Source organism: Alienimonas chondri, assembly GCF_013036045.1.
Classification (GTDB): Bacteria; Planctomycetota; Planctomycetia; order Planctomycetales; family Planctomycetaceae; genus Alienimonas; species Alienimonas chondri.
Genome location: NZ_WTPX01000206.1, coordinates 1 through 6,223 on the forward strand (window position 1 = coordinate 1; position 6,223 = coordinate 6,223).

The following is a 6,223-nucleotide window of genomic DNA, read 5'->3' on the forward strand; positions in this document are numbered from 1 at the left end:
GAGGGGCGGGAACCGCAGCTCCCCCCGGCGGTTCCCGCCCCTCCCGCCGCCCGCGCGGCTCCGCCTTTGAAGATTCTCCCATGAACTGGACCGAGATCACCGCCCATCTGGCCGAGACGTGGCCCGTGTGGCTCGTCACCGTGCTGACCCTCTATGCGACCTGGATCGACGTGACCGAGTTGCGGGTGCCGAACCGGCTCACCTACCCGATGATCCTCGCCGGGATGCTGTATCACGCCGCGTTCGGCGAAGGCTGGGTCTTCGGGCTGACCGGCATGCTGGTCGGGCTGGCCACGCTGATGCCGCTGTACGCGGTCGGCGGGATGGGGTCGGGCGACGTGAAACTCATGGCCGGCATCGGCGCCTGGCTGGGGATGGAAGTCATTCTGTATGCCTTCGTCGTGACGGCCATCGTCGGCGCCGTGATCGCGATCGGCATGGCGTTCTGGGGCGGCGAGTTTAAAAAGCACCTCGCCCAATCCTTCGCCATTCTGTGCGAGTGGAAAAGCGGCATGAGCCTGCACGAAATCTCCACCGTCGCCGCCGAGCGGAAGCCCCGCATGAAATTGCTGCCCTACGGCCTGCCCATCTGCATCGGCAGCCTCGGGTACTTCGCCTACGCCGGCATGTATTGATCGCCCTGCCGAGCGTTCGCCGCTCTTTTGAAGAGAGCGGCTAACCGGCGTCTTTCAATAATTCGTATCGCCCCTCCGCACTCCCCACCCCGCACGCCCCGATGAAACTGAACCCGATCGTCTTGTTCGGCCTCGCCGGGGCCTTGGGCCTCGTGGCCTTCCTGGCGACCCAACAGCACCTGTCCGCCAAAACCGAAGAGCCCAAGGTCGCGGTGTTGGTCGCTCGGACGGAAATCCGCGTGGGCGATCCGATCACGGAGGCGAACAGCGCCATGAAGGAGATCGTCGTCTCCTCCCTGCCCGCTCGCCCGATCACCAAGCAGGAGCAATGGGAAAGCCAGTTCGCCGGCAGCCGCTTCCTCCCGGGCGAGGTGATCGTCCAGGACAAGGTCGCCGCTAAATTCGGCAGCGACAGCCGCAAGATTCCCCAGGGCATGCTGGTGCAAACGATTAACGTCGACCGCGCCAAAAGCCATGCGGGACTGCTCACGCCCGGGGACCGCGTCGATGTATTCGGCTCGTTCGACATCTCCGAATACGACGAACGCACCCATCGCCCGCGGAAGTATCAGATGATCAAACGGGTGATCGGCGATATGGAAGTTTGGTCGGTCGGCTCCACCGTGGTCGGGGCCGAGCAGGGCGGCGAGGATCGCGAAGGGCAGAAGGACACCGCCCGTCTCACGACCAGCACCGTCGGGATGCTCACCACGCCGGAGCAGTATGCCCTGCTCGCCGGGGCCGAGGCCGCGGGGAAACTCTTCCTCGGTCTGCGGCACCCGGACGACGAATCCGACGTGGGGGACATCTCGTTCACCACCGACGAACTCTTTAAAAGTCACACGGACCAGCAGAAGCGAGCCGACGAGGAGGTTGCCGAAGAGGACGAACCTCAAATCGCCGACGTCGACGTCGACGCCAGCCTGGGAACGTTTCTGGACAAGGAGCTTGCTCGCCCTGCTCCGGCGGCGTTGAACCCCTCGGACGTGCCGACGTGGACGGTCATGATGCACGTCGGCGGAAACACCCGTGCGACCGAAGTCGTGGACGTCGCCGCGGCTCGGACCGCGGGCTTCACCAACGCTCAGATTGCGGACAAGCGTCGCATGCTGATGAACGGGACCGAACCCGCGGCCTCCAACCCCTTTGAGGCCCGCTTCGCCGCTCGCCCGACCACGGACGTGCCCCGCTCCGCCGAACCGCCCGCGGAACCGTTCGAGCCGCCCACGCCGGCGGACGACGAGGCGCCCGCCGGGGACGCTCCCTCCGACGACGCGCTGCTGCCCGGCGGCGTGGAAGGCGACGGGATGTTCCCCGACCCGGCGTGATCGAAGCGACCGCGGTTTCCAAGCGAGACCAAAATAAAAACGCCCGACCCGGGACGACCGGGGCGGGCGTTTTTATTGCGGGGGACGCGATCTCGGCGGCGCCGCTCAGGTGGCGGCGCTGAAGTCGTCGCCGTTCCAATGCGGATAGAACAATCGGCCGATCTCCTCCGCGAGACGAAGCATGAACTCCTGACGGAATCGGCCGGGGTTTTGAACGCTGCTGTCCCGCGGCACGGCCAACGGATACTTCGCGGCGACGTCCTTACCGTAAATCTCGACCGCGTCTTCGCCCTCCTCTTCGACGGCATGCACCGTCACGATCGCGTCGGCCCGGCCCCGCAACAGCGTGGCGCTGTTCTCCTCCCAGAGGCTGAACCGGCTGATGTCGATATAGACGACGTGCGACACCTGCATCGCCTCGGCAATCTGGCCCGGCTCCTCCCAGTCCGGATTGCGGGCCAGCCACTGCCGGACCGCGTTCGGATCGCGCACCTTCACTTTGTTCAAGGTGAGCTTGGACGTGACGAGGCGGGCGATCTCCCGGTCCAGCGTCTCGTTGCCGATATCGGCCCGCAGATCGATCGGGACGTAACACGCGACGGCGACCGTCACGTCTTCATCGGTCAAGCTGGTGCGGGTGGCGACCTCGAAGTCCGGCTCCACGCTGGGCGGGCCGGAGATCAAGTAGGCGGCGATCATGAACAGGTTGCACCCGCTCATCACCAGCGGACACAATGCCGCGGCGGCGAGGATCGCGATTCGACGAGGCTTGGGCACGCCAAAAAACGCGCTCCGAAAAAACGGCGGCAGCTCGCGGGAAGGGCTGTGCATCGACTCGTCTTCCGGGACGGCGTTGTAACTTCGGGACCGCGGGAGCGGTCTAACGGCAGATAGTGCAAAAGCGTCCGCCGGGGGAAGGGCGGGTCGCGATCGCCCGACGGTTTGTCAGAACGGCGTACCGTTCGACGAGAGGGGCTTTAAAGAACGGTGTCGCGCTGATGGAACGGAATGAACCGCTGCGACGCCTGCGTGCACATGCGATCGAGGTAGCGCTCGCGGAACACTTTCTCCGTCACGTTCAACGTGCTTTCGGGGCGGTGTTCCGGGTAGACGCTCTCGAACTTGCCGCCCATCACGTGGGCGATCGGCCCGCCGTCTTCGCTCGCCCCGTAGGCGCGGATCCAGCCGCCGGAGTTGCCCTGCAACAGATCCGGACTGTGGGGCATGTGCCAATCGAACCGGTCCAGTTCGATGACGATGATGTAATCGACGTCGAACTCCTCCGCGATCGGCCCGAGGTGCGATTCGCTCCAAACGCCGCCACGTTCTTCCACCCAATCCAGCACGCGATCGCCGAGGGCGACGTCCACCCCGGCGGACCGCAGCCGACGACTGACGCGGCGCATCACTTCCTGATCGACTTCCGGGAACTTGGCCTTCACCAGCTCCGGCGAGGTCGCCAGGACGAGCACCGTGTGATCCCCGTCCGTCAGGTCCACGTCGGTGACGGCTTCGAACGGGGGCGTTTCCGCCGGATCGCCGAAGAGCATCCGGCCCCCCGTGACGAACAACCCGCAACCCGGCAGTCCGAGCATGAGCAGGCCCGTCAGCGAAAACAGGCCGGCCAGCGTCAATCGGCGGAGCGTAGACGGCCCGCGGGCGATCCCGGTTCCGGGAACGCGGCGATCGGATGGGGATTGGAACGGGCGCATGCGCGGGGTGTAGTTCAATGCCGTCCCGGCTCCAACCGCCGGACCGGCGTCCCCGTTTCCGCGTCGGTTCGCCGAGCGCTGTCCCATGGAACGCAGCGCTCGTCGGCGCCGTCGGGGTCACTCCGCGAGGCGGAACGCCCAATCGATCAGCGTGACGAACCCCACGGTGGAGAGCCCCAACACGCCCCACCATTCCGGCCGTGCGGCGTCCCCGCTGCCCCACCGACCGAGTCGCGGGAACGCCAGCCGCCCGGTGAATGCGGCCCGCAGCAGAATCGGGATCAGCGCCAGACACATCAGCGCCAGCAAAAATCCGCCGGAGTTCGCGGACAGGCTGCCGCCCCATTGGCCGCGGACGAAATGCGAGAAGCTGGTCGTCATCCCGCAGGCCGGGCAGGGATGGCCCGTCAACACCCGCACCGTGCAGGGCGGCAGACCCAGTTGTTGATGCGTCCCCAAGCCGGCGCTGCTGGGCGTGAGGTAGGCGGCGATCGAGAACCCGACCACCAGCCCCGCCGCCACCACCGCAGCAGTCGCCCGCCCGCTCCGCGTCAGGAGGCCGTCGTTCGCGGCGCGTCCCTCCGGCAGACGGTCGTGGGGAACCGCGTCCGGCGCGGAGGACGGCGAATCGGCGGGCGCGGCTTCGTTCATCACGGGGGAGGTTACCGTACGGGCGGCGGGCGCCTCGACCGAGGCCGGTCGCGACCGATCGGCCTGGTCAGGGGGCGGCCTCGGCGTGGCCCACGGTGTCCGCGGGATTCAGGGCGTCGGCGTGGGAGACGGTATCCGCGGGGCCGTGCGGATCGATCACGACGCCGCGCGCCCCCCGTTCGACGTTGATCACCGAATCGTCCTGCAACATGAAATCGCCGAGCGTCTCGTCGTTGGGACCGGCCGGGGAGCGTTCCCGCGGCGCCTCGTCTCCATGGTCCAGCAGCATGGGATGACGCTTGGACGGGGCGCCCTCCGTGGCCGCCCACCAATCCCGGGCGGCGGCGTCGGACCAGTCGGCGGCGCACTGGCAGGCCCGCAGCGCCGCCGCGAGCGCGGCGGCGGATCGATAGCGTTCCGTCGGATCCTTCTGCAAACACCGCATCACCACCGCGGACAGGTCGGCCGGAACCGCGGGGTTCCTCTCGTGAACCGGACGCGGCGTCTGACGGGCGTGCGCCCGCAGGGCGCGGGAGGGCGTGGGTTCGTCGAACACCGGCCGTCCGGTCAGCAGGAAGTAGGCGGTCGCCCCGAGGCCGTAGAGGTCGCTCTCGGCCGTCGGGCCGCCGCCCCGGGCCACCTCGGGCGCAGCGAACAGGGGACTGCCGACGACGCTGCCGATCCGGGTGAGATGGCGGTCCTGTTCCGAGTCGGCGTCCGGGTCTGCGGTCTCATGCTCGCCGTCCGGAGCGGAGGGCGCCGGCGCCGCTCCGATCCGCTTGACCAGGCCGAAATCCAGCAGCTTGGGCACGTCTCGCACGCCCCCGCGGTCGGCGGCGATCACATTCGCCGGCTTCACGTCGCGGTGGATGAGGCCGACGGCGTGCGCCTCCGCCAGCGCCCCGCACACCGGCGCCAGCAGGTGCACCACCCGGCCCGGCGGCAACGGACCGGCCCGCTGCACGAGCTGATGCAGCGTGAGGCCCGGGAGGTACTCCATCACGCAGTAAAACAAGCCGTCTTCGGAGATGCCGAAGTCGTACACCTCGATCGTGTTCGGATGCGTCAGCCGGGCCGCGGCGCGGACTTCGGTGTCGAACCGAGCCAGCGCGCGGTCGTCGTCCGCCAATTGCGGACGGATCAGCTTCACCGCACAGGGCCGACGCAACAGGCGATGCTCCGCGAGATAGACCTCGCCCATCCCGCCGGAGCCGATGCGTTCGACCAACCGATAGCTGCCCACCTCGCGGGCCTGCTGAGCGGTTCGTTGGAGCGTCGAGAGCCGCACCGCCCCGTACAACGCGGCGAGCGCGCTGGAGAGAATCCAAACGCACATCGCGCTGAACATCCCCTGCCCGAACACCACGGCGTGCACTTCCGGGAACCGGGCCGCGGCGACACCGGCGGCGATGAGCGGGACCGCTCCCATCACCGACAGCACGGCGGCGGCTCGCCCGGCCCGGTTGGGGATGAACAGCCCGTAGACATGAATCAGCAGCATCCACGGGGCGGACGCCATCGCCGGGAACGCGGCGGCCATCAGCGGCCGGACCCCGGGCTCCGCGGTCGCCATTCCGTGTTGGTGCACCCAGACGAAAAACACGCCGGGGATCCCGAACGTCAGCGCCTCGGCGACCCACAGCCCCCGCTTCGTCACCGTCCAGGGCCCGCTGAGCCAGACGATCACGCCCGCCAGCGTTCCCACGACCGCCCACCGCTCCCAGCCGGCGACGGTCAGGGCGTTCAGGCCGAAATCCGCCAGGAAAAAGTGTCGGGTGAGGAAGCCGAGGAACGCCCCGAGCAGGAGCGCCGCGGCGGTCCGCAGACGCCAGCGAGCCTTCGCGTCCTTGCCGCCGCCGTTCGCCGCCCCCCATCCCCACCGCCAGTCGTTCTTCCC

At 68.2% G+C, this 6,223-nt stretch carries 6 protein-coding genes; 2 read left to right on the forward strand and 4 right to left on the reverse strand.

Annotation, left to right across the window (positions count from 1 at the left end):
* The first annotated feature begins 80 nt into the window (after positions 1-80).
* Together LzC2_RS19465 and cpaB are read left to right on the forward strand one after the other, a co-directional pair.
* Positions 81-635 (forward strand): A24 family peptidase, encoded by a 555-nt coding sequence (locus tag LzC2_RS19465; protein ID WP_171189697.1) that lies wholly within the window; start codon positions 81-83, stop codon positions 633-635.
* Between the two features lie 101 nt (positions 636-736).
* On the forward strand, positions 737-1,963 hold the full coding sequence (gene cpaB / locus LzC2_RS19470) for a Flp pilus assembly protein CpaB (RefSeq protein WP_171189698.1): 1,227 nt from the start codon (positions 737-739) through the stop codon (positions 1,961-1,963).
* A 105-nt stretch (positions 1,964-2,068) separates the two neighbouring features.
* Here cpaB and LzC2_RS19475 read toward each other — a convergent pair whose 3' ends face one another.
* The 4 genes from LzC2_RS19475 to LzC2_RS19490 form a co-directional block, all read right to left on the reverse strand.
* Positions 2,069-2,740: a hypothetical protein gene (locus tag LzC2_RS19475; RefSeq protein WP_171189699.1), complete on the reverse strand. Its 672-nt coding sequence runs from the start codon at positions 2,738-2,740 to the stop codon at positions 2,069-2,071.
* Between the two features lie 200 nt (positions 2,741-2,940).
* The gene (locus LzC2_RS19480) at positions 2,941-3,597 is read right to left on the reverse strand and encodes a hypothetical protein (protein WP_171189700.1); all 657 of its coding nucleotides are present in this window, start codon (positions 3,595-3,597) and stop codon (positions 2,941-2,943) included.
* Between the two features lie 195 nt (positions 3,598-3,792).
* Entirely contained in the window at positions 3,793-4,326 is a 534-nt protein-coding gene (locus LzC2_RS19485; RefSeq protein WP_171189701.1) for a DUF2752 domain-containing protein, read from the reverse strand.
* 67 nt (positions 4,327-4,393) lie between these two features.
* Positions 4,394-6,223: serine/threonine-protein kinase (locus tag LzC2_RS19490; protein WP_171189702.1), on the reverse strand; the 1,830-nt coding region annotated here is incomplete at its 5' end.

Coding starts and splice junctions, on each gene's coding strand:
- LzC2_RS19465 (WP_171189697.1), top strand. CDS start 81: ATGAACTGGACCGAGATCACCGCCCATCTGGCCGAGACGTGGCCCGTG.
- LzC2_RS19485 (WP_171189701.1), bottom strand. CDS start 4,326: ATGAACGAAGCCGCGCCCGCCGATTCGCCGTCCTCCGCGCCGGACGCG.
- cpaB (WP_171189698.1), top strand. CDS start 737: ATGAAACTGAACCCGATCGTCTTGTTCGGCCTCGCCGGGGCCTTGGGC.